The sequence below is a fragment of the Sphaerisporangium fuscum genome (assembly GCF_018531465.1).
In the GTDB taxonomy this organism is placed as follows: Bacteria; Actinomycetota; Actinomycetes; order Streptosporangiales; family Streptosporangiaceae; genus Sphaerisporangium; species Sphaerisporangium fuscum.
This window is the reverse complement of the sequence record NZ_JAHDTF010000039.1, coordinates 1-23,450: the sequence shown is the minus strand read 5'-3', so window position 1 is coordinate 23,450 and position 23,450 is coordinate 1. Positions and strand designations below refer to the sequence as shown.

General features: G+C 72.6%; 16 protein-coding genes and 1 pseudogene. 9 read left to right on the top strand and 8 right to left on the bottom strand.

From position 1 onward, the window contains the following. Positions 1-7: 7 nt before the first annotated feature. On the bottom strand, positions 8-883 hold the full coding sequence (locus KIK05_RS39140) for an alpha/beta fold hydrolase (RefSeq protein ID WP_214415938.1): 876 nt from the start codon (positions 881-883) through the stop codon (positions 8-10). A 102-nt stretch (positions 884-985) separates the two neighbouring features. Here KIK05_RS39140 and KIK05_RS39135 point away from each other — a divergent pair, with 102 nt between their 5' ends. Genes KIK05_RS39135 through fabG form a run of 3 tightly spaced genes read left to right on the top strand, consistent with a single transcriptional unit; the run spans position 986 to position 2,820 of the window. Continuing rightward, entirely contained in the window at positions 986-1,555 is a 570-nt protein-coding gene (locus tag KIK05_RS39135) for a TetR/AcrR family transcriptional regulator (RefSeq protein WP_214415937.1), read from the top strand. 58 nt (positions 1,556-1,613) lie between these two features. After that, complete coding sequence (locus KIK05_RS39130; RefSeq protein WP_214415936.1) at positions 1,614-2,027, top strand: hypothetical protein; 414 nt, start codon at positions 1,614-1,616, stop codon at positions 2,025-2,027. A 43-nt stretch (positions 2,028-2,070) separates the two neighbouring features. Beyond that, on the top strand, positions 2,071-2,820 hold the full coding sequence (fabG, locus tag KIK05_RS39125; RefSeq protein ID WP_214415935.1) for a 3-oxoacyl-ACP reductase FabG: 750 nt from the start codon (positions 2,071-2,073) through the stop codon (positions 2,818-2,820). Positions 2,821-2,836: 16 nt separating this feature from the next. Here fabG and KIK05_RS39120 read toward each other — a convergent pair whose 3' ends face one another. Then, entirely contained in the window at positions 2,837-3,367 is a 531-nt protein-coding gene (locus tag KIK05_RS39120) for an STAS domain-containing protein (RefSeq protein WP_214415934.1), read from the bottom strand. Positions 3,368-3,628: 261 nt separating this feature from the next. Here KIK05_RS39120 and KIK05_RS39115 point away from each other — a divergent pair, with 261 nt between their 5' ends. After that, positions 3,629-4,018 (top strand): hypothetical protein, encoded by a 390-nt coding sequence (locus tag KIK05_RS39115; RefSeq protein WP_214415933.1) that lies wholly within the window; start codon positions 3,629-3,631, stop codon positions 4,016-4,018. A gap of 28 nt (positions 4,019-4,046) precedes the next feature. On the opposite strand, the gene KIK05_RS39110 is transcribed toward KIK05_RS39115, so the two are convergent. Next, on the bottom strand, positions 4,047-7,136 hold the full coding sequence (locus KIK05_RS39110; protein WP_214415932.1) for an AfsR/SARP family transcriptional regulator: 3,090 nt from the start codon (positions 7,134-7,136) through the stop codon (positions 4,047-4,049). A gap of 154 nt (positions 7,137-7,290) precedes the next feature. Continuing rightward, positions 7,291-13,431, bottom strand: a complete 6,141-nt coding sequence (locus KIK05_RS39105) for a phospholipase A2 (RefSeq protein WP_214415931.1) — start codon at positions 13,429-13,431, stop codon at positions 7,291-7,293. 221 nt (positions 13,432-13,652) lie between these two features. Here KIK05_RS39105 and KIK05_RS39100 point away from each other — a divergent pair, with 221 nt between their 5' ends. Beyond that, positions 13,653-15,944 (top strand): xanthine dehydrogenase family protein molybdopterin-binding subunit, encoded by a 2,292-nt coding sequence (locus KIK05_RS39100; protein ID WP_214415930.1) that lies wholly within the window; start codon positions 13,653-13,655, stop codon positions 15,942-15,944. A gap of 27 nt (positions 15,945-15,971) precedes the next feature. Here the strand turns inward: KIK05_RS39100 and KIK05_RS39095 are convergent, their stop codons facing one another. Beyond that, positions 15,972-16,523 carry a helix-turn-helix domain-containing protein gene (locus KIK05_RS39095; protein WP_443729136.1) on the bottom strand — a complete coding sequence of 184 codons (552 nt, stop codon included), beginning with the start codon at positions 16,521-16,523 and terminating at the stop codon, positions 15,972-15,974. A gap of 118 nt (positions 16,524-16,641) precedes the next feature. Between KIK05_RS39095 and KIK05_RS39090 the strand changes: the two genes are divergently transcribed. Beyond that, on the top strand, positions 16,642-16,797 hold the full coding sequence (locus KIK05_RS39090; protein WP_214415928.1) for a hypothetical protein: 156 nt from the start codon (positions 16,642-16,644) through the stop codon (positions 16,795-16,797). Beyond that, the gene (locus KIK05_RS39085) at positions 16,797-18,002 is read left to right on the top strand and encodes an MFS transporter (RefSeq protein ID WP_214415927.1); all 1,206 of its coding nucleotides are present in this window, start codon (positions 16,797-16,799) and stop codon (positions 18,000-18,002) included. Before KIK05_RS39090 ends, KIK05_RS39085 begins: the two co-directional genes overlap by 1 nt. Here KIK05_RS39085 and KIK05_RS39080 read toward each other — a convergent pair. After that, positions 17,889-18,740 carry a TioE family transcriptional regulator gene (locus tag KIK05_RS39080; RefSeq protein WP_372455650.1) on the bottom strand — a complete coding sequence of 284 codons (852 nt, stop codon included), beginning with the start codon at positions 18,738-18,740 and terminating at the stop codon, positions 17,889-17,891. The genes KIK05_RS39085 and KIK05_RS39080 overlap by 114 nt on opposite strands. A 93-nt stretch (positions 18,741-18,833) precedes the next feature. Between KIK05_RS39080 and KIK05_RS39075 the strand changes: the two genes are divergently transcribed. Both KIK05_RS39075 and KIK05_RS47610 read left to right on the top strand, forming a co-directional pair. Beyond that, positions 18,834-20,102 (top strand): erythromycin esterase family protein, encoded by a 1,269-nt coding sequence (locus KIK05_RS39075; RefSeq protein WP_214415925.1) that lies wholly within the window; start codon positions 18,834-18,836, stop codon positions 20,100-20,102. 140 nt (positions 20,103-20,242) lie between these two features. Continuing rightward, positions 20,243-20,581, top strand: a pseudogene (locus tag KIK05_RS47610) (MmyB family transcriptional regulator); the annotation flags it as partial. Here the strand turns inward: KIK05_RS47610 and KIK05_RS39070 are convergent. Together KIK05_RS39070 and KIK05_RS39065 are read right to left on the bottom strand one after the other, a co-directional pair. After that, positions 20,581-21,333 carry a lytic polysaccharide monooxygenase auxiliary activity family 9 protein gene (locus KIK05_RS39070; RefSeq protein ID WP_308250303.1) on the bottom strand — a complete coding sequence of 251 codons (753 nt, stop codon included), beginning with the start codon at positions 21,331-21,333 and terminating at the stop codon, positions 20,581-20,583. The pseudogene KIK05_RS47610 and the gene KIK05_RS39070 overlap by 1 nt on opposite strands. A gap of 148 nt (positions 21,334-21,481) precedes the next feature. Then, on the bottom strand, positions 21,482-23,450 hold a 1,969-nt coding region (locus KIK05_RS39065; RefSeq protein ID WP_214415924.1), incomplete at its 5' end, for a M28 family peptidase.

Genomic DNA, 23,450 nt, shown 5'->3' with positions numbered 1-23,450 from the left:
GCGCCGGTCAGTGGGCGGCCCAGTGGCGGCGCAGGTGAGGCACCAGCTCGCCCGCACGCTGGTCGGGGAAGAACAGCTTTGCGCCCTCCAGCTCCACGACCTCGGTGGCCCCGGGAATGGCGCCGAGCAGCCAGTAGGCCCACCGGACGTCGAAGAAGACGTCGCCGGTGCCCCAGACGACCAGCGTCGGCACGTTCAGCCGCCTCAGGTCGTCCTCGATGGAGAGCAGGTCCTCGGGGCCCATCGACGTGAGCATCTGCTCGAACCGCCTCGCCGACTCCATCGTGCCGAAGACCGGCCGGACGAACGCCTCGCGGTAGTCGTTCACGGTCGCGTCGTCGAACAGCTCGGGGCGCTCGAAGCCCTCGCCCAGCCCCGCGGAGGTGCGGATCAGCGCCGGGTCCTCCACGAGTGCCGAGCCGAGTGGGGCCAGCTCTCCGGCGGCGGCCAGCTCGATGGTGCCCTTGAACGCCTCCGGCGGGATGTTGTCGTGGGTGTCGCAGTTGGTCAGTGTGAACGTGCGGAGTCGTTCGGGGTGCCGCGCGGCGAAGATCTGGGCGATGGCGCCGCCGGTGTCGTTGGCGACCAGGTCCACGCCGGTGAGGCCGAGTGCGGCGCAGAACTCCTCGACGACGTCGGCGACCGCGCCGAGGGAGAGGTCCGGGCGTGCCTGGCTGCGGCCGTGCAGCGGAAGGTCGAGGGCGACGCACCGGGTCTCGGGTGACACCTCGGCGATGACGTGGCGCCACAGGTAGGAGGAGGTGCCCACGCCGTGCAGGAACAGCGCCGTGCGGGTGGCGTCCCGGCCGGCGGGGGAGCCGGTGTCGACGTAGGCGAGGTCGGCGACGGTGCCGGCGGAGGCGTAGAACTCGTCGGGGGTCACGGGTGGCTCCTCAGATCGTAAACCGACCGACTGTCGGTCGGTTACGGCGAGAAACATAACCGACCGATCGTCGGTCTGTCGAGCGAGATATAAATGGACCCCATGAACCGCAAGCGGGGCGCCGCCACGCGCGAGCAGCTCATCGGCATCGCCACACGCCTGTTCGCCGAGCACGGCTATGAGGACACGCCCATCGAGGCCGTGCTCCAGGAGGCCGGCATGAGCAGGGGCGCCCTGTACCACCACTTCGCCGGCAAGGAGGCCCTGTTCGAGGCGGTGCTGGAGGCCGTCGAGGCCGACACCAGCAGGAAGACCGTCGAGGCCACGCGCGGCGCCCCCGACCCGGTCGCCGCCCTGCACGCCGGGGCCCTCGCCTGGATCCGCCTCGCCGGCGATCCGGTCGTGCGGCGCATCCTGCTCATCGACGCCCCGTCGGTCATCGGCTGGGAACGCTGGCGCGAGATGGAGGAGCGCTATGTCTTCGGGCTGCTGCGTGCGGCCCTGCACGCGACCGGGGCCGTCCCGTCCGAGCTCCTCGATGTGTTCGCGCACTCGCTGCTCGCCGCGCTGAACGAGATCGCCCTGCTCATCGCCCGGTCGGACGATCCGGCGCAGGCCACCCGAACCGCCGAGACCGCCGTCGCGGAACTCCTGCGCCGGCTCCTGGCCTGAGGCGGAGGGCGCCTCGAACATGTGTTGACATAGATGCCAAAAATGACATTATTCAGCCATGCGAGAGGAAGCCGAGCGGCTGCTGCTCATCGAGGACGACTTCGAACGGTTCCGCGCCGCCACGCGCCTGCTGGTCGACCTCGACGACCTCATCCTGGAGATATCGCGCATCAGGAACGAGAGCGCCTCCCGGCTGCAGATCAGCGCCGCCGCGCCGCCAGCGCGGTCCGACGACGCCCTGCCCGACGACGCCCGCGCCCTGCTCGAGTGCATCAGGCGCATCGGGGGGCGGCGTTTCCGGCGGCGGGACGTGTTCCGCCGCCTCGCCCGCCGCTTCAAGACCGTCTCGGCGATGGTGCCGGCCCTCGACCTGCTGGAGGCCGCCGGGTACATCCGGAAGATCGAGTCGAGCGCGGAGCCGGGCCAGCCGGGTCGGCGGCGCTCACCCGAGTACGAGGTGCGGTTCCAGTGAGACCGTCGCGTAGCTCGTACGCGACCGGCGGAAGGTGGTGGGGATGAGCGGCGGGGGACTCGTCCAGGGGCGTACCGCGCTGGTCACCGGGGCGGCGCAGGGCATCGGGCTCGCGATCGCGCGCATCCTGTGGGAGCACGGGGCGAAGGTGGTGCTGGCCGACCGCAACGCCGGGCTGGCCGCCCAGGCCGCCGAGGAACTCGCGGCAGGGGAGCGGGTGTCGTCGTTCGGCTGTGACGTGACCGACGAGGAGGCGGTGGCCGCCGCCGTCGCGCACGCGGCCGACCGCTTCGGCGGGCTGGACATCATGGTCAACAACGCGGGGATCACGCGGGACGCCACGCTCGGCAAGATGACGCTGGCCGACTTCGAGGCCGTCGTCGACGTCCATCTGAAGGGGACGTGGCTCGGGGTGCGGGCGGCGGCCGCGGTGATGCGCCCGGCCGGAGCGGGATCGATCATCAACATCTCCTCGCTGTCCGGCAAGTCGGGAAATTTCGGGCAGACGAACTACAGTGCCGCCAAGGCCGGCATCATCGGGCTCACCAAGGCCGCGGCCAAGGAACTGGCGGCGCGCGGTGTGCGGGTGAACGCCGTCCAGCCGGGGCTCATCCGTACGGCGATGACGGCCGCCATGCCGCCCGATGTCTTCGCCGCCCGCGAGGCCGACATCCCGATGAAGCGGGCCGGCGAGCCTCACGAGGTCGCGGGCGCCGTGCTCTTCCTCGCCTCCGACCTGTCGAGCTACATGACGGGCGCCGTCCTGGAGGTCGGCGGCGGGCGGCTGATGTAGCCGCTCCCCGCACCTCTCACCCGGCGGGACGAGGATCGGCCGGCGGGACGAGGGAGCCAGGGTCGGCCGGCGGGACGAGGGAGCCAGGATCGGGCGGCGGGACGAGAGAGCCCGGATCGGGCGGCGGGACGAGAGAGCCCGGATCGGACGGCGGTAGGGGGTCGGCCACCGCGATCGGCGCGGGGACGTGCGCCAGAGCCTCGTCCAGGGTCTCGTAGGTGTCGAACGCCCTGCGCAGCCCTGTGATCGTCAGCACCCGCAGCAACGTGCCCTGGACGCCGCTGACGAGCAGTGGGTGCCCGCCGGCCTCGCTGCGCCGGAGCGCGGCGATCAGCTCGCTCAGGCCGACCGAGTCGCAGAAGGTCACCTCGGCCATGTCGAGGATGACGGCGCTCATCCCGGGGGTGGTCCACACCTGCTGCATCTCGCCCCGCAGCACCGGCGTGGAGTGGTAGTCGAGCTCGCCCCGGATGTGGACGACCACCGTGTTGCCCCGTAGCTGGGATGTGACGCTGAGCCCCGGCTGCGGATCGATCCCAAACTGCATGATCAGCTCCCTCGGCCTGCGGGTTTCAGGGCAGGCGCGCCTCCTTTCCTACCAGTTCCGGGAGACAACTAACGCCGTGGCCCACCTACACCGGCCCTCACCACGCCCTGTACCGGCCTCACCGGCCGCGATCGGCGGAGGTGAGTACGCGCGCGGGCCGGCGGTGAGTACGGCGTCGCTTCCGTCCCGGGCGCGTGGTCGGCGAGGATGAAGATCTCCCGCACTCCCGCCGGAACCGGAGGTCAGGTCACGATGGCTCGAATGTCGGTGGAACCCCGGGTCGCCGTGTGGGGGCTCGTCCTGCTCGCCGCGGGGGTGGCCGCCGCGGTGCTGTGCTCCCTGACCGCGCCCCCGCTTCCGGTGGGCCTGCCCAGGGAGTTCGTCGACTCGCCGTACCTCCTCCCGGCGTTCGCCGCGCTGACCGTCCTGGCGGGTGTCGCGGGGTGGTGGGCACCGGGGGGCGGCGCCCTGTGGGGCGTGCTGGTCGCCGTGCCCTTCTGGGTGCTCTTCTTCGTCAACGCCGCCAGGCTCCACCCCTTCGGGGGCGCCCAGGGGCTCTGGCCGGTCGGCCTGATCTACCTGGCCTTCCTCACCGCCTTCCCGGTCGTCACCGCCTTCCTGACCTCGATCATCGCCGCCCGCAGGCGCTGACCCCGGTGTGACAGGACGAAAGCGGATTTCAGGCCGTCTCGATGAGCAGCGCCGACACGCGGGACGCCGAGGAGGTGTCCCCGATCGCGGTGAACAGGCCGGACGCCTCCTGCCAGGCCCGTGCGGCGGCGGACGGGTCGTCGTTCGCGGCGTAGGCCTCGCCCAGGACGGTGAGCGTGCGGGCCAGGTACGCCAGCCATCCTCGCCGCCGCCACAGCTGGACCGACTCCTCCAGGCCCGCCACGGCCCGTGACACCTTCCCCTCGGCGAGGTCGAGACGGCCGAGTACCCACAGGGCGTCGGCGAGGTGATGCGACAGCCCGCAGCGGCGGCTGAGGTCGACGGCGGCCTCGGCGGTGGTACGGGAGCGGGGGTCCCCGTGCGCGACGTACAGCCGGGCCAGCCCGCTCAGCGCGGTGGCCTCCGACAACTGGTCGCCGAGCTGCCGGCAGATCGCGAGCGACCGACTGAGGTTGTCCCGCGCGGACGCGAACAGCCCGGCCTCCACCTGGGCGAGCCCGAGGAACTGCAGCGCCGTGGACTCGAACCGGGGGTTGCCAAGCGCCTCCGCCAGCTCCATCCCCTTGCCGAGGTACCTGATCGCCTGGTCCGGGCGCCGTTCACCGTGGGCGACGGCCAGCGCGAGGTTCGCCCTGGCACGCCCGCCGAGGTGCCTGGTCTCCTCGGCGACGCGCAGGGCGGTCGCCGCGGACGCGAGCGCCTCGTCGGCCCGCCCCTCGGCGACCAGACCCCAGGCCCGCATGACGTAGGCGTCGGACAGCGCTTTCCGCTCACCGGCCTCGGCGAACATCGCCAGCAACCGCTCGGCCCCCGCCCGCATCGTCGCCATCGCGCCACCCGGCTGGCCGGTGTCGAGCCAGGTGGTGACGTCGAGCAGGCCGCGGAGCATCACCGCCTCGCCGAGCAGGTCGCCGGTGTCCCGGCACACCCGCATGACCCGCTCGTGCGTGGTGCGCCACTCGTCGAACAACCCGCGCAGATCGAGATGATGCTCCAGGCAGGCGGCGAGGTCCCAGGCCAGGTCGACCAGGTCGTGGGCCTCGGCCAGGCCGTCGCCCGTGTGCCGTTCCACGAGCTCGCAGGCCTGGAAGACGGCCGAGCGCAGCGCGGCCCGCTCGGCGTCGAACCACGCCTGCGGGTCCTTCAGCAGGTCGGACACCATGCCGGACGGCAGCCGCCAGCGGGCCGCCCTGCCGTGCACGGCGGCGTAACACGAGCCGGGTACCCGCGGCATGGCCTCCTCGGCCAGGGCGAGCCAGCCGCCGAAGGCCCTGGCGAGCGCCGCCATGCGATCCTCGGCGGACTCCTCGATCTCGGCGCGCTCCCGGGCGTACAGGCGGACCAGGTCGTGGAAGCGGTACCGCAGCCGTCCGGTCGCGTCGGCGCCCCCCACGGTGAGCAGCTGGGCGTCCACCAGCGCCTCGACCAGCCGCTCGCTCTCCTCCTCCGAGCAGTCGAGGAGCGCCTGCGCGGTCCAGGCGGCGACGTCCGGGGCGTTCAGCAGGCCGAGCAGCCGGAACGCCTGGCGGGTGCGATCGCTCAGCCCCACGTAGCTGAGCGCGAGGCTGGCCCGGACGGCCAGGTCGCCGGTGGCGAGATGGTCCAGCCGCCGCCGCTCGTCGCCGAGCTGCCGCGCGAACCAGGCGAGCGACCACTGCGGGCGCGCGGCGAGCCGGGCTCCGGCGACGCGGACGGCGAGCGGGACACACGCGCACAGCCGTACGATCTCGGCCGCCGCGCCGGGTTCGGCGGAGACGCGGGCGCGCCCGGCGGTGCGGGCGAGCAGCTCGCGGGCGGACTCGGGCTCCATGACTTCGAGGTCGAGCAGGGTGGCGCCTTCGAGTCCCGACAGCCGGGCCCTGCTGGTGACGACGACGGCGCAACCGGAGGTTCCGGGCAGCAGGGGCCTGACCTGCGGTTCGGAGGCCGCGTTGTCGAGGATGATCAGTACGGTCCGGCGGGCGAGGTGGCTGCGGTACAGGGCGGCACGTTCCTCGAGGGCCTCGGGGATGCCGATCCCGGGGACGCCGAGCGCGGTGAGGAAGCCCGCCAGCACCCGCGCCGGGTCCGCGGGCCGCTCCTCCACCCCGCGCAGGTTGGCGTACAGCTGCCCGCCGGGGAACCGGTCGGCGATGCGATGCGCCGCGTGCACCGCGAGGGTGGTCTTCCCGATGCCGCCCATGCCCGCCAGTACGGCCACGGGCGGGCCGTCGTGCCCGTTCTCGTGGGCCAGGACCGAGATGAGCTCGCTGAGGTGCCCCTCCCTGCCGGTGAAGTCGGAGATGTCGGGCGGCAGTTGCGCGGGCTGGGCGGCCTGGGGCGGCGGGGCGGGGGCGGGAAGGCCGCGGCGCGAGGAGGGGCCGGGCCCGAGGTGCCCCGACAGGATGGTCTGGTGCAGGTCCCGCAGCTCGGGCCCCGGGTCCAGGCCGAGCTCCGAGGCGAACATCTGCCGTGCCTCGTGGTAGGTCGCCAGCGCCTCGCTCTGCCGTCCCACCTTCGACAGCGCCAGCATCAGCTGCGCGCGCAGCCGCTCGCGGAACGGGTGCTCGCCCACCAGGCCGACCAGCTCGCCGATCAGGTCGGTCTCCCGCCCGAGTGCCAGGTCGGCCTCGATGCGGTTCTCCAGCGTGGTCAGCCGGATCTCCCCGAGCCGTCTCGACTCGTCGGCCAGCTCGGCCCCCGCCTCCAGCCCCGCGTAGGCCGGCCCGCGCCACAGCCCCAGCGCCTCGCGCAGGGTCGCCGCGGCCGAGCGGTGGTCGCCGGCGGCCAGGGCCGTGCGCCCGAGGTCGGCCAGGGACGTGAACAGGTGCAGGTCCAGCTCGCCGCGGTCCAGGTGGAGGGTGTATCCGGCCTGGTTGCGGGTGATCCGTTCTCCGCCGAGGACGCGGCGCAGCTGGTGGACGTACAGGCGCACGTTGTCGGCCGCGGTGCGCGGCGGCGCATCACCCCACAGGGCGTCGATCAGGGCGGCCGGCATGGTGGGCCGGTTGGCGTGCCGCAGGAGCGTCGCCAGCACGAGCCGCTGCTTGAGGCCGCGCAGCGCCAGCGGCACACCGCCGTCCACGACGTGGATCGGTCCCAGGACGCCGAACTCCATCGGGCACTCCGCGCCATAAATGATCACGTTCGATCACAATGTCCACGATTCGCCACCGAACGTCAACATCCATGGACCGGGTCCGTCAAGGACATGGCCACCGGCCGGACCCGTCGGGGACGGAGTCCGGCCAGGGCCTGGAGCGGTCAGGTGATCAGACCTTGCCGAAGTACCACACCGCCAGGAAGTACTTGTAGGCGATGCCTCGGCAGACTCCCTTGAAGAAGTACTTGGAACAGACGCCCCAGTACAGGACGTAGTAGAAGACGTAGTCGACTTCGTGCTTGTTGCGCAGGTAGTGCGATCCCAGCAGCGCGTAGCCGTAGTCGTGCATCATGCAGGCGCTGCGGAAGTCGAACCCCAGAGGCCGGTCGGGTGAGCTGGTGCAGTAGTCGTAGTACACGCCTCGCACCCACCAGCCTCCGGGGGTGCGCACCCAGTACACCGGCCGCCAGGAGCCGTGGTACTTGATGCTGTACATCCCGCAGTGGTTGAAGGCGAAGTGCCAGAAGTTCGTGCACCACCACCACTTGCGGCCGTCGAGGTCGGCGTTGCTGGTCGGTGACTGCCCGGCGTAGTCGTAGGCGTTGTCGCCACCGCCCGGCACCGGGTCGGTCTGCAGGAACCGGCCCAGCTTCGGCTGGTAGAGACGGACCCCCATCAGCAGTGAGCCGTCCGGGGTGCCGGCCTCGCGTTGCGCCGCGCCGTGCCAGCCGTACCGGGCGGCGGGCTGCCCCGCCCGCGGGTTCCCGAACTCGTCGAAGTCCAGCACCGTCGGGGTACCGGTGGCGAGGTCGTACACCACGTTGACGTCGTCGTGCAGGTTGGTCAGCTGCAGCCGCACGTCACCGCTCGCCGAGGTGGTGGCCGTGAAACCGCCGCTGATGGCGCTGACGTCACGGGTGACGGCCCCGGTGGCGGTGTTCTCCACCGTCCAGGAGGGGGTGTCGTCGTCGGCGTCGAAGTGGTCGATCCGCTTCAGAGCGGTCGTCCACGTGCCGCCGCCGAGCTGCTCGACGGTGGTCTGCCGGCGCCGCAGCTGCGGGTCCAGCTCCCAGGTCTGACGCATGTCGCCCGCCGCCGAGACGATCGAGCGCGCCAGGTCGGTGCTGTAGTACTCGTACTTCTCCCCGGCCGGGGTCCGCTTCGTCCGGCCGAACTCGTCGTAGGAGTACCCCGCGTCCACCAGCCGGTCCCCGGTGTCGTAGGCGTGCGCGCCCACCGACCCGCCGGGCCCGGAGCAGGGCACCGAGCCGTAACCGGTCCGGTTGGAGTTCGCGTCGTACCCGTAGGTCCGCCTGACGCAGGCGGAGCCGAAGGTGTCGCTCAGCTCGCTGATCCTGCCCGCCGCGTCGTAGCCGATGGTCTGCGCCGACACGCCGTTGTGGCTGAGCTGCTGGCCGTGCACCGACCAGGTCACGCCGTCGTCCAGCAGGCGTGTGCCCGCCGAGGTCTGGTACCCGCGCCACCTGGGCGACCCGGTCTGGTCGCGGATCACCGAGTAGGACACCCCGCCCGGCAGGTCCTCGCGCGCCACCGCGCCGTCGGCGTCGTACTGCGCCGCGAACGAGCCCGCGACCGAGTCGGTCATGCCGGTGACCAGGCCGCGCGGCTCCTTGGCGGTGTCGTAGACGTACGTGGTGGAGGACGGCACGCTGTCGGACCGCTTCACGACCCGGTCGAGCGCGTCGTACTGGACCCTGGTGACGCCGCCGTCGGCGTCGGTGTAGGAAATCTGCCGGCCCAGGGCGTCGTACTCCCTGACGATGGCCGTGCCGTTGGACGCCGTCGTCCGCACAGGGTTTCCGTTTGTGTCGTACTCGGCCGACACCTCCGGCACCGCCTCGCCCGCGCCGCCCGTGACGGTCGTCCTGGAGACCCGCCCGTTGTCGTCGTAGGTCGTGGTGGTGGTCCGGGTGACGCCGTTGGCGGTCTCGGCGACCGAGGCGATCTCGCCGCCGGTGGTGTAGGTGTACACCTTGGTGACCAGCTCACCGGGGTTGGCGCCGCCGCCCGAGGTGGCCGACTTGGGTCCGGTGCGGCACAGCAGCCCGGCCCACTCCGGCTTGGCGCCGCAGGTGCCCGACCCGTCGGCGGTGTAGTACTCGCGGTAGGTCGTGCCCGCGTCCGTCCCGTTGGACTTCGGCATCCGCGTCTCGATCGTGCGGCCCTCGCCGTCGTAGGCCGTGATCTTGGTGATGTCGAGGCCGCCGGGGTCGGTGACGGTCCTGGTCGCCAGGCCCTTCACCCAGTCATAGGAGTACTTGGTGGTGCGGGTGTCGGCGTCGGCGGTCCTGCCCGGCAGCGACGCGCCCACGGTCTCGGTGGTGACGAGGTTCTCCACCTTGGCCGAGCCGTCGGTGGGCCGGCCCTCGTCGAAGACGCTGGCGGTGTGCCGCCGCGCCGGTACGGCCGTGCCCGCGGCGATCTCCGGCAGCGATCCCTGCGCTGCCGCCGCGTGCTCCAGCGTCACCAGGTGCAGCGGGCCGAACTCCGCCTCCAGCCGCTGGCCGTCGGCGCTGTGGACCGACTCGGTGGACAGCACCCGGGCGCGCTGCGCCGTCGTGCTGTTGAGCAGCCCGAGGTCGGACAGGTCCTGCCCGGCACGGGCGCCCTGGCCGAGCGCGAGCGCCCGGTTGGCCGCCGAGAGCTGCCGCACGATGTCGCCGTTGGCGTCGTACTGGGTGGCGCTGACGTACCCGCCGGGTTCGGCCTTGTTCACCTCGCGCCCGGCGGCGTCCAGGTAGTGCACGGTGGCCCGCCGGTAGTCGCCCGAGGCCAGGGCGCCCCGACCGGTGGCGGACGCCGGCACCTGGTCGGCCGGGAACACGGCGGTCGCGTCGGCCGGGGCGTCGCCCTGGTCCCACGCCGCCACGTCGCCCTCACCCATGGCGTACGGCGCTCCGGTGCCGCTGACCGGCACGTCGTACACGACCGAGCTGGTCGCGGTGCCGCTCACCTGGGTGGCGCTGCCCGGCTGCAGGGCCGGACGGGAGGCCGCGAGGAGCATGCCGTCACTGGTGGTGTCGGCGTTGCCGGCCTTGCCGTAGGTGAACGTCCACGGCAGCTCGCCCGGCGGGGTCGTCTTGACCACGCGTCCCGCCGTGTCGTAGTCGTAGGTGGTGACCGCCGGGCCCTCGGCCGCCTCGCGCAGCTGCCCGGCCGCGTCGTAGCGGTACTCGGCCTTCACCTTCTCGGCCGAGCCGCCCTCCCACAGGCTGATCCGCTTGAGCTGCCCCGCGACGTCGCCGAGCTGCGAACCGGCGGCCGTGGTCGCCGTGGCGTAGGTCAGGTTCAGCACCCGGCACCCCTTGGGCAGGGCGGCCACGGAGTCGACGTCGCAGGCCGTCTGCGAGGAGAGCGCGCTGGTCGGGGCGATGATCCGTGTCGGCCGGGCCACGGTCGTCCCGTCCGTGCCGCTCACCCGGTCGTAGACGAACACCGTGCTCGCCTTGGACACCGGCGGGTACACCCCGCGCACCACGTAGCCGGTGGCGGAGGGGGCGACCTTCTCGAAGACGGTCTGGTCACCGGTGTTCTTGTCGGTCAGCGTGTAGCGGTCGCCGCCCGAGGCGTACGTCAGCTCCAGCTGGGGGGCGTCGGGCTGCGGGGTGAAGGAGCCGTCGGCGTTCTTGGTGAAGCCGGTGGCGGCGAGGTCCTCGGCGGTCGTGAGCTCCACCGACGTCGCCGAGGTGACCTTCAGGCCGCTGTAGGCCGAGGAGGACGTCTGGGCGAGCCCGCTGGCCGTCCAGGCGGACCCGAAGATCGGCGCCATGCCCTCCTGCGCCGCGCCCGCCTTCGGCTGCCGGGAGGAGAACGAGCGGATCACGCTCACCCCGAACGCCGTGGCCTCGATCGCGGAGAACTGGAAGTCGCCGGTCTGCAGGTTGACCACGCCGGGGCCGAGGGGCTGGGTGGCGGCCCCCTCCGCGTCGCGGTCCACCGTCAGCTGCACCGCCTTGGAGTACGCCGTGCCGGTGGAGGCGGCGAACTCCGCCCGGATGTCGACGGTGCCGTCGGTGGTGAGGGTGTGCGTGGCGTCCCAGGTCAGCTCGGGTGAGCGGCCGGAGGTCATGGCGACCGGCCAGGTCACCGCGGCCCCGCTCGCCTTGACGCGAACGTCGGCGGCCGGGATCTGGTGCCAGCTGTCGGCCGAGCCCCTGCGGTAGGCGAAGGTGACGGCGTTCATCCCGTCGTCGGCCTGCGCGGCGAGCACGACACGCCGCCAGGCGACCTGCCCGTCCGACGGCGAGGTGACCGCCGAGTGCCCGGCGTAGAACGTGTAGGTCGTCACGGGCGAGGTGTTACCGGCCTTGTCCGTCAGCCAGGCGGTCATCGTGTGCGGGCCGTTGGCCGCCGGGGTGAAGGCGACGGTGAGCGGGGTGCCGGAGTTGGCCGCGGACTGCTGGGTGCCGTTGTCGAACGACCACAGCAGCGTGCTGACGTCCGTGCCGGGTGGGGTGATGGTGAACCGGCCCTGCCGCCCGGCGCCGCCCGCCCAGTCGTCGGCCGGGTAGTCGGTGCTGTCGACGGCGGGCGGTTTCGGCGGGGCGGTGTCGACGGTGAAGACGAACCAGCCCGACCAGGCGCTGTAGTCCACGCCGTCGTAGGTCCGGACACGGAAGTGCTGGGTGCCGTTCGCGAGGTTCGCCGAGGGCGTCCACGAGGCGGTGGCGCCGGAGGACACGTTCGACACCGAGCCCGAGCTGAGCTTGGTGACGTGGTCGGGGGCCCAGACCTCGAAGTCGGCGCGCAGCGCCTGGCCGTCCGGATCGGACACCGCCGACTTGAACGTCGGCCTGGCCGAGCCGACCACGGCGGGGCTGGTGCACACCGCGCACGGGGTCACCGACTGGGCCGTCGGCGTGGCGGGCACGGTGTTGTAGGTGATGGAGATGTTCGGGTTGTTCTCGAACCGCTTCCACGAGTAGTTGTCGGTTTCGCTGGTCGCCTTCAGCATCAGCGTCAGCGTGGTGCCGCCGCTGTCCATGACCCCCTGCAGGGCGCTGGTGACGTCCCAGCCGACCCACGCCGACGGGCAGCTCGACGCGCCGCCGAGGCCGCTGGACGACCAGCCGTAGGCCACGTTCTTGGAGCCGATCGACAGGTTGGAGGCGGGCTGGTTGTTCCAGTTCGTGCCGGAGGTCACCGCCGCCGTGCGGTGCAGCTCGACGGGCTTGGCGGTGCAGCTCCAGGCCCAGATCTCCTTGGCGTTGAACGTCGCCGAGACGATGTGCTTGCGGGTGCCCATGCCCGACAGGTTCATGTTGAAGAACGACCGCACCTTGTGCGACCCGCCGTCGGAGGTCCCCACGCGGGCGTTGTCGGTGGAGTTCCAGTAGGTCGTCGTCGGGTAGGCCGACTCGACGTAGGTCCAGCTCGACCTGGTCGAGGTGAACCCGGGATCGATCGTCACCGGGTAGGTGGTCGCCGGGTCCTTCAGCATGGCGAGGTCGGGGGTGACCTCCAGGGCGCCGCCCTTGACGGCCGCGCCCATGAGCGTGCGCCTGCCCGGCCGGGCGGCGGTCAGGCCGGCCTGGGGGGCGCCGGCGCCGGGACGCGCCGCCGCCTGCTCCTCGGCGTGGTCCCACATCTCGGCGGCCGAGGCGACGAATACGGCCTTGCCCTTGGGGGTGAGGACGCTGATCCCGCCCTGCCTGCCGGCCGAGAGCGTGCCGGAGCCGATCGCGGCGGGGAAGCGGACCCGTTTCAACGCCGGGTCGTCCGCCGCCGCGCGGTCCTTGACGACGAGTTTCTGCGCGAAGCCGTCGACGTCGGCGGTGACCACGAGGTCGACACCCGGCAGCACGTCGGGGTAGGTCGCCGAGGAGCCGTTCAATGCCGGGGCCGGGAGCCTGCCGAACGGCGAGCCGAGCCGTAGCCGCGTCCCGTCGTCCATGGCCGTCACCAGCGGGCCGTCGCCGCCACCGGAGAACCGCACGTCCATCGCCGCGGCCTTCGGTGCGATCGAGCCGTCGGGCCCGGCCACCAGTGTGGTGTCCACGGGCGTCCACCCGCCGTCCCGCCGCACGCGCACCGGACGGTAGCGGTGCTCCCGGGTCGTCGTCCCGTCCGGGTTGACGTAGAACTCGTCGGTCTCCGTCGTCAGGTCGCTCACCTTGATGCGCTTGCCGCACAGTCGCACGGCCAGGCGGACCGAGGCCTCTCCTTGCATCTCGTCGGGGCAACCGGTCTTCGCGGCCCTGGTCACGGGGGGAGCCGCCGCCGCACGGCCCGGCGGCGCCGAGGCCTGCGCCGGGACGAGGGCGGTGGCCGCCAGGGTCAGCACTACCATCGGCGTCAGCGCACCGAGCCGCCGACGTGTCCTTATCGACACGACACATACCTCCATCGGCATGGAAGGTTCTTCAAGCGGCCTCAGAGTGAGCGCGGGGCGTTCATGCGCCGTATAGCAGTCGTATATTTCAGCTTTTGTCGGAATTTCGGGGCGGGCGGGGTGGCCCGCCTCCCGGTAGGTCCTTGGCGAACCCCTCAGGGACGCTCACAATCGGGCCTATGGCTGACGGCCCTTCGTACATCGGTGCCCGCACCCCTCGCCGCGAGGACGCCCGGCTGCTGACCGGGTCCGGGCGATTCGTCGGCAAGGTCCGCCTGCCGGGCATGGTGTACGCGGCGGTGGCGCGCAGCCCGGTCGCGCACGCGCGGCTCACCGGGTGCGACGGGACGGCCGCCCGCGCCGCCGGCGCGCTCGACGTCGTCACCCCCGGCGACGCCGACGGGGTGCGCCTGCCCTGCGTGACGCTCGCCCCCGGCCAGCGCCACCTGTCGTACCCCGTGCTGGACGAGATCGTCCGGTACGCCGGGCAGCCGGTCGCCGTCGTCGTCGCCGGCACCGAGGCCGCCGCCGAGGACGCCCTCGGGCTGCTGGAGCTGGAGTTCGACGAGCTGCCCGCCGTGATCGGGGCCGAGCGGGCGCTCGCCGACGGCGCGCCCCTGCTGTACCCGGAGTGGGGCACCAACCTGGTCGCCGACTTCACCCTCGGCGACGCCGACTGCGAGGAGGCGATCGCGGGCGCCACCCACGTCGTGGAGATGGAGTTCACGATCGGCCGGGCGACGCCCGCCCCGATCGAGCCGCGCGGGGTGGTGGCGTCGTACGCCGACGACGTGCTCACCCTGTGGGCCGCGACGCAGGCCCCCCACCACGTGCGCGACCACGCCGCCGAGGCCCTCGGCCTGTCGTTCGACCGTGTGCGGGTCATCGGCTGCGACGTCGGGGGAGGGTTCGGCGCCAAGGAGCACCTCTACCCCGACGAGGTGCTGGTCTGCCTGGCCGCGATGCGCCTCGGGCGGCCGGTGAAGTGGACCGAGCCCCGGTCCGACCATCTCGCCGCGACGCTCCCGGCGCGCGACGCCGTCCACCGGGCCCGGCTGGCGCTGGACGCCGAAGGGCGCTTCCTCGCCCTGCACTGCGACATCGTCGGCGACCTCGGCGCGCACCCGTCCAACGTCGGCATCTCCCCGCTGGCGGTGACGGCCACCACGCTCCCCGGGCCGTACCGCTTCGACAAGGTCGGCGTACGGCTGCGCGCGGCCGTCACGACCACGACGCCCACGGGTTCGTACCGGGGGTTCGGGCAGCCGGAGGGCACCTGGACGCGGGAACGGCTGGTCGACGAGGCCGCCCGGCGTCTGGGGGAGGACCCGGTCGAGCTGCGGCTGCGCAACATGATCGGGCCCGGCGAGCTCCCCTTCACCTCGCGCACCTGGCAGACCTACGACTCCGGCGACTACCCCCGGGCGCTGCGCGTGCTGCGCGACCTGGTGGAGGAGGGGACGGCGGCGCGGGACGGGCGCCGGCGCGGCGTCGGGTACTCCTGCCACGTGGAGGCCACCGGCCTCGGGCCGTCCCAGGACATGAAGGCGATGGGCATCCAGGCGGGAGGCTACGAGACCGCGACCGTGCGCATGGAACAGGACGCCTCCGTCGTGGTGTGGTCCGGGGTCGCGGTCATCGGCCAGGGCATCGAGACCTCCCTCGCCCAGCTCGCCGCCGACCGGATGGGCGTGCCGCTGTCGAAGGTGCGGGTGGTGCTGGGCGACACCGCCGCCACGCCGTACTCCTCGATCGGGTCGATCGCGAGCCGTTCACTGACCATCGGCGGCGCGGCCCTCACCCAGGCCGCGGAGCGGCTGCGCGAGAAGATCGTGGCCATCGCCGCCCACCAGCTGGAGGCGTCCGCCGACGACATCGAGATCGACGGGCAGGTCGTGCACGTGAAGGGCGACCCGGAGGCCGGCCGGACGCTGGCGGAGATCGCCACCTCGGCGTGGCGGGGCTGGGACCTGCCGGAAGGCGTCTCGCCCGGCCTGGAGGAGCGGGCGACGTACGACCCGTCGGCCTACACCTACGCCTACGGCGCGCACGCGGCGGCCGTCGCCGTCGACCCGGACACCGGGGCCGTCGAGGTGGAGGGGTACTGGGCGGTCAACGACTGCGGAGTGGTCGTCAACCCCGACATCGTGGAGGGCCAGCTTTACGGCGGCATCGCGCAGGGCATCGGCATGGCGCTGACCGAGGAGGTCGCCTACTCCGCCGAGGGGCAACCGTCGGCCGAGTACCTGTGGCCCACCACGCGTGAGGTGCCGGACATCCGGCTGGAGCTGCTGGAGACGCCGTCCCCGCTGACCCCCGGCGGCATGAAGGGCGTGGGGGAGGCGGGCACGATCAGCCCGCCGGCGGCCATCGGCAACGCCGTCGCCGCCGCGCTCCCCGAGATCGCCCACCGCGTCGTCGCCACCCCGATCACCCCGTCGGCGATCTGGTCGGCCCTGCAGGAGGGCTGAGGAGGCCCGCGAGGCACGCGCTCCCGGTCAGCGCCGCCGAGTGCGCAGGTGGATGCGTTCGCCCTGCTTTCCGAAGAGGCTGAGCACTTCGACGCTGCCGCGCCCGGCGGAGCCGAACCAGTGCGGGATCTGGCAGTCGAACTCGGCCGCCTCCCCGGCTCCCATGACGAAGTCGTGGTCACCCAGCCTCACGCGGAGCCGGCCGCGCAGCACGTAGAGCCATTCGTAGCCCGTGTGGGTCCGCAGGTGGGGTTGTTCGTCGTGCGCCGGGATGGTCATCTTGTACGCGCGCGGTTCCCCCTGCTGCCGGGACAACGGGATCAGCACCCGGCCGTCCCTTCCGGTGGGCTGCTGCGGCACGCGCGGGTCGAGTATCCGGGGTGCGGCGACGATCTCGTCGAGGGGGATGCCCAGCGCCGCGGTGATCGGCAGGAGCAGTTCGAGGCTCGGCTTGCGCTGGGCCGATTCCAGCCGGGACAGCGTGCTGGTCGAGATGCCGGTGGCCCGCGCGAGGTCGGCCAGGCTGACGCCCTTCTTCTCGCGGGCGCGCCGCAGCCGGGGGGCGATCTGTTCTAGCACGGCACTGACGCTCGGTTGCCCGTCCATGGGACGCAGTCAACCAGTGTGTCCCGGAAACGGCAACGGGGTTTGTCGATTACGGGCACGTCTCCGCATCCTCTCGGTGGAGGTGATCCGAATGGACGCGACAACGGATCCGGCGAGCGGATCGATGTCAGAGGTGCTGTGGGAAGCGAGCATCATCGGCGGTGGGGCCGCCGGTCCGCCGGCGGGGGCCGTGCTCAGGTCCGCCGCCGTCTCGCGTGACGGGCTCGACGCCGGGGGTGCGATCTGATGGCCGGCACCACCGTGGAGACGTCCCGCGTCACGTCCTCCGGCCGGTTGCCCGCGGGGGTGTACCTGCTCGGCTTCAGCCTGTTCGCGATGGGAAGCGCGGAGTTCCTGCTGGCCGGCGTACTGCCGGCGGTGGCCGCCGATCTGGACGTCACGCTCTCCTCGGCCGGGTTCCTGATCACCGCTTTCGCGCTGGGGGTCGTGATCGGCGGGCCGCCGTTCGCCGTGCTCAGCCTGCGCTGGCCCCGCCGCACCGCGCTGGTGGCGACCCAGGGCCTCTTCGCGGCCGGCGTCGTCGCCGGGCTGCTGGGCGACTACCAGGTCCTGCTGCTGACGAGAGTGGTCTCCGGCATCGCCTACGCGGGCTTCTTCGCCGTCGCGTCGGTGACCGCGATCAGCCTGGTGACGCCGGACCGGAACGCCCGCGCCTCCGGCGTCGTGGTCAGCGGGCTCAGTGTGGCGATGGTCGCCGGCGGCCCCGCGGGCACGCTGCTCAGCCACTTCACCCAGTGGCGCGGCGGCTTCTGGGCCGTTGTGGTCCTGACCGTCGCCGGGGGCGTCGGGTGCCTCCTCGGCCTCCCCGCCGCAGGCTCGGACGGCGGCCGGCCCCCTCAGCCGAGTGTCGCCCGGGAGCTCGCGACGATGCGGAGACCGATGCTCTGGGGCATCTACGCGATCACGATCCTGACCACCGCGGCGTACATGATCACGTTCAACTATCTGGCGGCCATGCTCGCCGGCGTCACCGCCGTCCCCGACGTCTGGATCCCGGCGATCCTCGCGCTCTTCGGGGCCGGCGCCTTCGCCGGCCTGTCCATCGGCGGCCGCGTCTCCGACCGGCGCCCTCATCTCGCACTGCTCACCGGCGCGTCGGCGATCGTGATCCTTTCGGTCGTGCTGGCCGTCGCGATCCGGCAGGTCTGGGCGGTCGTGCCCACGGTCTTCCTGATCGGTGTGGCCGCGTTCGTGCTGAACCCCGCCCTCTACGGGCGCGTCTTCGCCATCGCGGCCGACGCGCCGACCCTCGCCGGCGCCACCACCGTGTCGGCGTTCCAACTGGGCATCAGCGTCACCCCCGTCGTGGCGGCCGCCTCACTCACGCAAGGGGCCGCCCTGACCTCGGTCTGCCTGATCGGGGCCGCCCTCGCCGCGGCCGCCGTGCCCTTCATCCTCCTCGACCGGGCACGACAGGCCCGCCCGGCGTGACGCGCGGGCCGTCAGGTAGGCGTCGAGGTGGGCGGCGCCGGTCAGCATCGCGAGGCCGCGGGCGGTGAGGCGTCCGCGCCACTCGCTCAAAGTGGCCTCCAGCGGTTCGACCCCTCCGGCCGCCCGCACCCGCTCCAGGAGCGCGGCGATCTGGCTCAGCAGATATCCGCCGCGCCTGAGCTGGTGGGCCAGCCGGGCGTCCCGCACGTCGTCCGGCGTGTAGACCCGGTACCCCGTCGCGGGGTCGCGCCGGGGGCGGACCAGACCGGCCTGTTCCCATTTGCGGAGGGTGGCGGGCCGGATGCCCAGGTGCCGGGCCAGCGGTCCGACGAACGTCACCCCGGCGCCGGGCGGCGCCTCCGGCGCGGCGGGCGGTGCCAGGTCACCGAGGGCCTTCTCGACGGCCGAGAGCGTCTGCCGGTCCTCCAGGAGCTGGGCGTGGCTCTCGTCGACCAGCGTCAGGGCGTCCTCGACGGCGTCCCTGTTGACCGCGCACATGATCGCCGTCGCGGTCTGGTGGCCGTGCGCCGGCACGAGCGCGGTGAAAGCGCGCAGGGCCAGGGCGTGCAGAGGCGTGTAGACGCGGTACCCGTACGGGGTGCGGTCGGACGGCGGGAGGATCCCGGCCTCTTCGTAGTTCCGCACCGCCTGCGTGGACAGCCCCTGCGCCCGCGCCAGGTCGACCGGCCGCAGCCGCTCACGGGTCACGCTCTCCTCCTGTTGAAGCTTTCGTGCCACGGAGGCCGAGAGAAGCAGTCGAAGTTTATACAGAAGGTTCAACGATACGGTAGAAGCCATTCCTGGACGCATCGAATCGGAACGAGGTGGGCCATGACTGCCGGCCTTTCCGCCCACGACGCCGGGTGGGCCCTCGACGACCACGCGGCCTCCGTGGTCTCGGAGTTCCTGCGGTCGCTCCCCGTACGGCCCCGTCTCCTCGCCCTCGGAGAGCCCGCGCACGGCGAGGAGGCGTTCCCCGAGGTGCGCAACCAGCTGTTCCGGCAGCTGGTGGAACACGAGGGGTACCGGTCGATCGCGATCGAGAGCGACTGCCTGGCCGGGCTGGTCGTCGACGAGTACGTGGCGGGAGGCGCCGGGTCGCTCGACGAGGTGATGTGGCGCGGCTTCAGCCACGGGATGAGGGAGTCGGAGGCGAACCGCGAGCTGGTCCGCTGGATGAGGGAGTACAACCGGGACCACCCCGCCGCCGGCCGGCTCCGCTTCTTCGGGTTCGACGCCCCGATCGAGATGACCGGCGCGAGCGGCCCCCGCGGCGCGCTCACCGCCCTGCACGACTACCTCGCCGCCCACCTGGACGCGGCCCTGATGCCGTGCGACGCCGCGACGATCGACCGCCTGGCCGGCGCCGACGAACGGTGGACCGACCCCCGGGCGACCACGGACCCCTCCCGGTCGGCCGGTTCCTCCCCTGACGTGGGCGAGCTCCGCCTGATCACGGACGACCTGCTGACCCTGCTCGTGTCGCAGTCCCCGCGCCTGGCCGCCGCGACCTCACGGGACGAGTGGTGGCGCGCGCGGCTGCACGGCCGTACCGCCGCGGGCCTGCTCCGCTACCACGTCGCGATGGCCGATCCGTCCCCGGCCCGCCTGGGACGGCTGATGGCGCTGCGCGACGCCATGATGGGCGAGAACCTCGAGGCGATCGTGGAGAGCGAGGAACGGCGCGGCCCGACGCTGCTGTTCGCCCACAACCGCCACCTGCAGCGGAACGAGAGCCGCTGGCGGCTGCCGCCGGGGTGGGGGCCGCTGGAGGGCCGGGTCCTGACGTGGTGGAGCGCGGGAGCGATCGCCGGTGCCCGGCTGGGCGACGGGTACGCCTTCCTGGCCTCGGCCCTGGGCTCCGCGCCGCACCGGGGGCTCGGCGTTCCCGCCGCGGACACCCTCGAAGGAGTCCTGTCCGCCCTCCCGGCGGACCGCCACCTCCTCGACACCCGTCGCCTGGCCGCCGCCCTCGACGGCACCCGTCTCGTCCCGCGAACCGATGGTTTCTCCGACCACGGCTACTTCCCGCTGGACCCCGCCGAGCTGAGCGAGGCGGACGGCATCGTCTTCATCAAGGAGACGGCCGCGCATGGTTGACTTCCCGGCGGGGCCCGCTCCGGAGTGGGCCCCGCCAGAGAGCCTGGCTCAGTCGCCCGCGCCGAGGTTGGACATGAACGCGGACGGGTACCGGTCGCCGCGGGCCGCGCCCGGTCCTCGCCCAGAATCGCGCGGCCGTCCTGCTGACGGGCGACCACACCGGCTTCTCCGGCGACCGGCGCTACCCCGTATACCGCTGGTTCACCGAGCCCTCCGCGCGTGCCGTTCGCCCGCCCGAGGAGCAGGAGCATCAGGCCCGTCAGCTCGTGGCCGACCTGCGGGCCGCCGTCGGCCGCCGGTCCGGCGATCCCACGGTCACGGGACTCGTCGACCGTCTGCAGGCCGCGAGCGTCGATTTCCGGCGGCTCTGGGCGGAACACGAGGTGGCGGTCCGGCGCGCCGACCACAAGACCATGCTGCACCCGCGGGTGGGTCGCCTGCTGATGGACTGCGAGACCCTGGTCACCCCCGACCAGGGTCAGCAACTGCTGGTGCTCACCCCGGCGGACGCCGAGACCCGCGAGCGGCTGGAACTGCTGCTGGTACTCGGCATCGAAGAGTTCCCCACAAGGGCAACGGCCGCCGCGGATCTCTCGGCGGTGAAGACGACGTCCGAGCAGGAGTAGTAGGTGTCGGGGGTGCTGGAGTTCCGCCAGATCGTGTAGATCAGGTGCCGGCCCGTCTTGCCGGACGGCAGCCGGCCCTTCATGGTGTACGACCCGGCGGTGAGCTTCGGGTCGGTGACCTGGAGGAACGGCTTCTTCTCCAGCGCCGACCAGGTCAGCGGCCGCGCCGGGTCGTAGCCGTCCTTCGTGACGTACATGCGGAACGTGCCCGTGTGCGGGATGGTCGCGCGGTACCTGAAGGTGTACGCCGCCCCCGAGCGCAGCGTCGTCGCCGGCCAGTCGCGGCGCGGCAGGTCGAGGCCCGCGAACCGCGCGAGCCCGCCGCTGCACAACTTGCCGTCGGGGATCACCTCCCGGTCCCGCCCCGCCACCCCGGGCACCCTCAGCTCGTCCCAGCTCCGCAGCGCACCCGGCGCGCTCTTGGCGACGGCCGCCGCGCACGCCTTGGACGTGGCGGCCTTCCCGCCCTCGGGCCCGCAGGCCGCCGCCCTGCTGACGGGGGAGACGAGGGCCCCGTGCGCGGCGGCCGGGCCGTCCACCCGGTACAGCAGCGGCACCTGGGCGAGGCAGAAGGCGGCGCCCACCAGGGCGGCCTTCCGGATCACACCACTCCGGCGGCCGCCGGAGTCCGTCGTCGTCGCAGTGGCCGGGCGGAAAGGCGTAGGGCTCGTCACCTAGACCGATACGCGCCCGCCCGGCACGCGGTTCACCCGGCGGCCGGAGCCGCCGGGTGAACGGTTCCCTGGGGCGGGGCTAGACGGTGACGCTCCACCAGTCCAGCGTGCCTTCGTCACCGGCGTAGACGTCCTCGATGTCGAGGACCCATCGGCCGGTGGCCGGCAGTCCGCTCACCTGCAGGGAGAAGGTGCGGGTGCCGAACACCGAGCAGGAGGTGCCGCCGTACGGCTGGAGCCGGTACCACTGGCCGTTGGGCGCCTTGATCCAGATGTCCAGGTCCTCCGCACAGGTGTGGTCGCTGGTGACCGTCACCTTGACCGGTGTCGTGGCCGTGCCCGACGCGGTGGAGTCGATGGGGCTCTGGATCTCCCCGTAGTCCTCGATCGCGTAGTCGGTGTCGTTGCGGAAGGTGCGGCCTGTGCCACCCTGCACGGTCAGCGTGAACACGCTGGTGTGCGTGGCGGCCTCGCCCGTGCCGGTGACGGTGACCGGGTAGGTGCCCGCAGGGGTCGCCTGCGTCGTGCTGATCGTCAGCGACGAGGAGCCGCCGGAGGTCACCGAGGCGGGGGCGAAGCTCGCCGTCGCGCCGGACGGCAGGCCCGACGCGGTGAGGTCCACCTTCTGCGCGGTGCCCGCGGTGGTGGCCGTGGAGACCGTCGTGGCCGCCGGCTGGCCGGGCTGGACGGTGCCGGAGGCCGGGCTCACCGCGATCGAGAAGTCGCGCGAGGACGAGGTGCCCACGGCCAGCTTCCACAGGGCGTAGGCCGCGGCGTCGCCCGCGCGGTCCAGGATCGTGTCGTTGATGTTGCCGCTGGTGTCGCACGACTGGTGGTAGCAGGAGTCGTAGGCGCGCCCGGCGGTGCCGCCCCACTTGGCGGCCTGGGCCGAGGTCTTGGTGGCGCTCGCGCCCGCCGCGACCCCGGAGGTGGCGATGCCGGCGTTGCGGAAGGAGGCGTCGTCGGACCGGTTGGCGCCCTCGGTGTTCTCCTCGGGCTGGAGGTTCAGCCGGTCGTAGAACGCCTTCAGCTGCGCGGCGGCGGTGGTGGTGATGTTGTTGATGAAGTAGCCGCCGTTGGGCGAGCCCACCATGTCGTAGTTGTGGTACACCTTGATCTTGCTCCGCTCGGTGGAACTGAGCGAGTTGACGTAGAAGTCCGAGCCGTTCAGGCCCTGCTCCTCGTCGGTCCACCAGCCGAACCTGACGTGCTTGGCCATCGCCGGGTTCTGGGATGCCAGGGTGAGCGCGACCTCCAGCAGCGTGGCCGAGCCCGAGCCGTTGTCGTTGATGCCGGGTCCGGCCGAGACGCTGTCCAGGTGCGCGCCGGCCATGAACACCTGGTTGGCGTCGCCGCCGGGCCAGTCGGCGATCAGGTTCGGTCCCGCGCCCGACGAGCAGCCCGAGGTGCAGGCCTGGCGGACGACGGTGTAGCCGGCCGCCTTCAGCTTGCCTTCGATGTAGGAGACCGAGGCGGTGTAGCCGGAGCCGCTGGACCTGCGGGTGCCTCCGTTGGCGGTGGCGATCGACTGCAGCTGCGCCAGGTGCGCCTTGATATTGGACAGGCTGATGTCCGGCGGGTCGGACGGGCCGGGGCCGCCGCCGCCCACGGTCAGGGTGTAGCCGGCGGTGTGGTTCGCCGAGGCGCCCGTACCGGTGATCGTGACCGAGTACGTCCCGGTGGGCGTCGAGGAGCCGACGCTGATCGTCATGGTCGAGGACGCGCCCGAGGTCACCGAGGACGGGTTGAAGCTCGCCGTGGCGCCGGACGGCAGGCCCGAGGCCGCCAGGTTGATCGTCTGCCCGCTGCCCGTGGTGGTCTGGGTGGTGATCGTGGCCGACACCTGCTGGCCGGGCTGCGCCGTACCGCTGGTGGGGCTGACCGACATCGAGTAGTCGTCACCGGGCGCGGTGCAGGAGGGCTCGCCCGACTGGGCGGGGACGGCCACGGCGCTCCAGGCGGCCTTGGTGGCGGCGCATTCGGGGCTGCCGGCGCCGTAGAGCTCGACGGCGGCGGCGAGGGAGGCGGTGCGGATGTTGGCGTACTTC

Excerpts from the sequence above, each read along its gene's own strand:
- KIK05_RS39135 (WP_214415937.1), top strand. The coding sequence starts at position 986 with ATGAACCGCAAGCGGGGCGCCGCCACGCGCGAGCAGCTCATCGGCATC.
- KIK05_RS39130 (WP_214415936.1), top strand. The coding sequence starts at position 1,614 with ATGCGAGAGGAAGCCGAGCGGCTGCTGCTCATCGAGGACGACTTCGAA.
- fabG (WP_214415935.1), top strand. The coding sequence starts at position 2,071 with ATGAGCGGCGGGGGACTCGTCCAGGGGCGTACCGCGCTGGTCACCGGG.
- KIK05_RS39120 (WP_214415934.1), bottom strand. The coding sequence starts at position 3,367 with ATGCAGTTTGGGATCGATCCGCAGCCGGGGCTCAGCGTCACATCCCAG.
- KIK05_RS39115 (WP_214415933.1), top strand. The coding sequence starts at position 3,629 with ATGTCGGTGGAACCCCGGGTCGCCGTGTGGGGGCTCGTCCTGCTCGCC.
- KIK05_RS39110 (WP_214415932.1), bottom strand. The coding sequence starts at position 7,136 with ATGGAGTTCGGCGTCCTGGGACCGATCCACGTCGTGGACGGCGGTGTG.
- KIK05_RS39105 (WP_214415931.1), bottom strand. The coding sequence starts at position 13,431 with ATGGTAGTGCTGACCCTGGCGGCCACCGCCCTCGTCCCGGCGCAGGCC.
- KIK05_RS39100 (WP_214415930.1), top strand. The coding sequence starts at position 13,653 with ATGGCTGACGGCCCTTCGTACATCGGTGCCCGCACCCCTCGCCGCGAG.
- KIK05_RS39090 (WP_214415928.1), top strand. The coding sequence starts at position 16,642 with ATGGACGCGACAACGGATCCGGCGAGCGGATCGATGTCAGAGGTGCTG.
- KIK05_RS39085 (WP_214415927.1), top strand. The coding sequence starts at position 16,797 with ATGGCCGGCACCACCGTGGAGACGTCCCGCGTCACGTCCTCCGGCCGG.
- KIK05_RS39075 (WP_214415925.1), top strand. The coding sequence starts at position 18,834 with ATGACTGCCGGCCTTTCCGCCCACGACGCCGGGTGGGCCCTCGACGAC.